Origin of the sequence: Sphingorhabdus sp., from assembly GCF_044239005.1 — a bacterium.
In the GTDB taxonomy this organism is placed as follows: domain Bacteria; phylum Pseudomonadota; class Alphaproteobacteria; order Sphingomonadales; family Sphingomonadaceae; genus Sphingorhabdus_B.
In genome coordinates this window covers 1-3,906 of the sequence record NZ_JBIICH010000163.1, presented here as the reverse complement: position 1 = coordinate 3,906, position 3,906 = coordinate 1, and the positions used below count along the sequence as shown (strand labels likewise).

Below are 3,906 nucleotides of genomic sequence, written 5' to 3'. Positions count from 1 at the left end.
CATGCCAGCCCCGCTTCCCGATATGGGCTGGCGGGGTTTGACATTTCTGGGGTTCGTCCAGATACAGTCAGGCGAAATTTTTGGGGTGAAGCCGTTGCGCGATTATTGTGCATTCACGGTTAATCCGAAACCAAGGAACGTATATCATGGCATCTAGGGCCGACCAAATGGGATCGAACCTCAATTTATCGAAGTTCGGGCAGGCAACAGAGCTTAAGAACCGCATCTGGTTCACTATCGGCGCGCTCATCATATTCCGGATGCTGAGCTTCGTGCCGCTGCCGGGCGTTGATCCCATCGCGCAAGCAGCCCTTTATGCGAACAACGCCGCCGGCGGCGTTCTCGATATCTTCAACACTTTCTCGGGCGGCAGCCTTGAGCGCATGAGCCTCATCGCGCTTGGCGTCATGCCCTATATTACTGCGTCGATCGTGGTGCAGCTCGCTTCATCGCTGTCGCCGACGCTTGCTGCCATCAAGAAAGAGGGCGAGAGCGGACGCAAGAAACTTAATCAGTACACACGCTATGGCACTGTGTTTCTGACGGCGGTGCAGGGATATTTCCTCGCTGCAGGACTCGAAAGCCTCGCTGCGGCCAATGGCATTAGCGCGGTTGTTGAGCCGGGCCTGATGTTCCGTGTCGTTGCGACCATCAGCCTTATCGGCGGCACCATGTTCCTGATGTGGTTAGGCGAGCAGATTACATCGCGCGGTATCGGCAACGGTATCTCATTGATCATCATGGCGGGTATCGTCGCCCAAATGCCACGGTTGTTCGCACAGCTTCTTGAAGGTGGGCGGACCGGATCGATAAGCGGTTTTCTAATCGTTGGCTTCCTGCTGATGTTCGTCGGCCTGACTTTGCTGATCTGTTTCATGGAGCGCGGCCAGCGCCGGGTGCTTATTCAATATCCAAAGCGTGCGACGCAGCGCGGCATGATGCAGGCTGACCGCAGCCATCTTCCATTGAAGATCAACACTGCTGGCGTCATCCCGCCGATTTTTGCATCGTCATTGTTGCTTTTGCCTATCACCATTACACAGCTTGGCGGAAACAAGGTCGCGGGTGAAAGCGCGATGGGTGACTTTGTCATCACGTTGAACCAGTATTTGGCTCATGGACAGCCGGTGTATCTCGCGCTCTATGGCCTCGGTATCATCTTCTTCTGCTTCTTTTACACCGCTGTGGTGTTCAATCCGGAAGAAACATCCGAGAATCTGAAAAAAGCGGGTGGCTTCATTCCGGGCATTCGTCCGGGCAAGAACACCGAATCCTATCTGGATTATGTTCTGACACGCATCACCGTGTTGGGCGCAGCCTATCTGACATTGGTCTGCTTGTTGCCCGACTATGTCATGGCCCAAACTGGCCAGCAGCAGTTCTTCGCTATTGGCGGAACCAGCTTGCTCATTCTGGTCAACGTCACCATTGATACGATTTCACAGATTCAGAGTCATCTGCTCGCCCACCAATATGGGGATTTGTTGAAGAAGGCCAAGTTGAAGGGTGGACGCGCCCGCTAAAGGTGCGACATCGAAACGAATAGGGAAACGTTTCATGAATATCATCCTTTTGGGGCCTCCTGGCGCAGGCAAAGGAACGCAGGCTGCATTTCTCGTCGAGAAATATGGCATGGTGCAATTGTCGACCGGCGAAATCCTGCGCGCTGCCGTAAAGGCGGGCACTGAAGTCGGTAAAATGGCGGATGAGATCATGAAGGCGGGAAAGCTTTTCCCTGATGAATTGATGGCCGAGATTCTTGGCGAGCATATGGATGCGATCCCTGCGGACAAGGGCCTGATATTTGACGGCTACCCACGCACGGCGCCGCAAGTCGCGCTTCTCGATGGTCTGTTGTCCGCACGCCAACGAACGCTCCATTATGTGATTGAACTGGTTGTTGACGAAGACGCGTTGGTCGAACGCGTTGTTGGCCGTTTCACCTGCGCCAATTGCGGTGATGGTTATCATGATGTTTTCAAAAAACCGGTCAAAGCCGACACCTGTGACAAATGTGGATCGCATGAATTTAAGCGTCGCCCCGATGACAATGAAGAAACCGTCCGTACCCGCATGGCGGAGTATCGCGCAAAGACCGAACCGATCTTGCCCCTTTACGATGCCCGCGGCCTTGTAAGCCGTGTCGATGGCATGGCGCCGATTGACGACGTGACGAAGGCGATTGAAGCCATCATCGGCTGAACGCCCGCGCAAACAAGTTCAACGTGACGGAAATGGAAACGGTTGTTAGGAACGCCTTCCATGAAACATCTTGTCCTCACGTCAGCCATATATGCTTCAACAGCATCGCCGGCATTGGAGCAAATCTAATTGGCTGTCGGGGGTGGCAAGCCGCGTTCAGGCGGAAAATTAGAGATTGGCTGGTGCGAAATGGTCGATGTGCCGAGCCTTGGCCTGTCGCACGTGCACGCGAAAATGGACACCGGCGCTGCTACATCATCGATACATGCAACGCGCATCAAACCTATCGTCCGCGATGGCAAGCCGTGGGTTGAATTTTGGTTCCGTTTGAATGCGGGCGAAAAGCCAAAGCGCTATGAAGCGCCCGTCATCGACCGGCGCATGGTGCGATCGTCCAATGGTGACACGCAAGAACGCTATGTCATCTCAGCGCAATTTTGTTTTGGTAAGCTGTGTTGGAACGGACAGCTCACCTTGGCGAACCGGCGTTCCATGGCCTTTCCCTTGCTAATTGGCCGACGGGCGCTAAGGCGCGGCTTTCTGGTCAATAGCGCACGACGCTGGGTATTGGGCAAGCCAGCGAATCAAGGACAAAAGAGCACATGAAAATCGCCATGTTGGCACGCAACGCCAACCTATATTCGCACCAACGGCTCGTCGAAGCCGCCTTGGCGCGTGGACATGAGATTGATATTCTGAATACGTTGCGGGTGACGATGAACATCACGTCGCACCGCCCCGAAGCATATTATCAGGGTGCCAAGCTCGGCAAATATGACGCGGTCATTCCGCGCATTGGCGCGTCCATCACATTTTACGGCCTCGCTGTGCTGCGTCAGTTTGAGATGATGAACGTATGGTCATTGAACGAAAGCGTCGCCATCGGCCGATCCCGCGACAAGCTGCGGTCGTTACAGATTCTGGCGCGCAAGGGGCTTGGCCTGCCGGTAACGGCATTCGCCCACGATCCCAAGCAAACCGATGAAGTCATCAAAATGGTTGGCGGCGCTCCGGTTGTCATCAAGCTCTTGGAAGGCACGCAGGGCATTGGCGTGGTTTTGGGTGAGACCGAAAAGTCGGCCCGCTCCGTCATTGAGGCGTTTCGCGGCGCGAACGTGAACATCCTCGTGCAGGAGTTCATCAAAGAGGCAAATGCCACCGACATTCGTTGTTTTGTGATCGGCAACAAGGTTGTCGCATCGATGCAGCGTAAGGGTGCCGAGGGTGATTTTCGATCAAATCTGCACCGCGGCGGTTCGGCTGAAGCGATAAAAATCACGCCGGAGGAACGATCAACCGCAGTCCGCGCGGCGCGCGCCATGGGGTTAAATGTCGCTGGCGTCGATATGCTACGGTCCAATCATGGTCCGGTCATCATGGAAGTGAACAGTTCGCCAGGGCTTGAAGGAATCGAAAAAGCCACCGGCAAGGATATTGCGAGCCGGATTATTGCGTTCATCGAAGAAAACGCAATACCGGGCAAAACCAAGACCAAAGGCAAGGGATAGCGCGCCGCCAGCCTTGACAGTTGGCGCGACTCACCGTAAGGCGACGTCAATTCCGAACATCTGGTGCAGCCAGCAGCGCTTTTTCGCGTCCGCTGGTTTTGTGCGTTTCGGAATATCATCAGCGTTGAGATAGGGTTTGTCTTTCGGGACACCTGTGGAGCAGGAGTAAATAAATTGGCACGTATTGCCGGAGTTA

The 3,906-nt window shown here is 54.6% G+C and carries 4 protein-coding genes; all 4 read left to right on the top strand.

What is annotated here, in order from left to right; genetic code table 11:
• Window positions 1-146: 146 nt before the first annotated feature.
• The 4 genes from secY (at window position 147) to rimK (ending at window position 3,710) form a co-directional block, all read left to right on the top strand.
• Window positions 147-1,523 (top strand): preprotein translocase subunit SecY, encoded by a 1,377-nt coding sequence (gene secY / locus ACILQA_RS10350; protein WP_395629620.1) that lies wholly within the window; start codon window positions 147-149, stop codon window positions 1,521-1,523.
• A 34-nt stretch (window positions 1,524-1,557) separates the two neighbouring features.
• Window positions 1,558-2,202 (top strand): adenylate kinase, encoded by a 645-nt coding sequence (locus tag ACILQA_RS10345; protein WP_395629619.1) that lies wholly within the window; start codon window positions 1,558-1,560, stop codon window positions 2,200-2,202.
• A 129-nt stretch (window positions 2,203-2,331) separates the two neighbouring features.
• Complete coding sequence (locus ACILQA_RS10340) at window positions 2,332-2,808, top strand: ATP-dependent zinc protease (RefSeq protein WP_395629618.1); 477 nt, start codon at window positions 2,332-2,334, stop codon at window positions 2,806-2,808.
• The gene (rimK, locus tag ACILQA_RS10335; RefSeq protein WP_324479310.1) at window positions 2,805-3,710 is read left to right on the top strand and encodes a 30S ribosomal protein S6--L-glutamate ligase; all 906 of its coding nucleotides are present in this window, start codon (window positions 2,805-2,807) and stop codon (window positions 3,708-3,710) included. Before ACILQA_RS10340 ends, rimK begins: the two co-directional genes overlap by 4 nt.
• Window positions 3,711-3,906 lie beyond the last annotated feature (196 nt).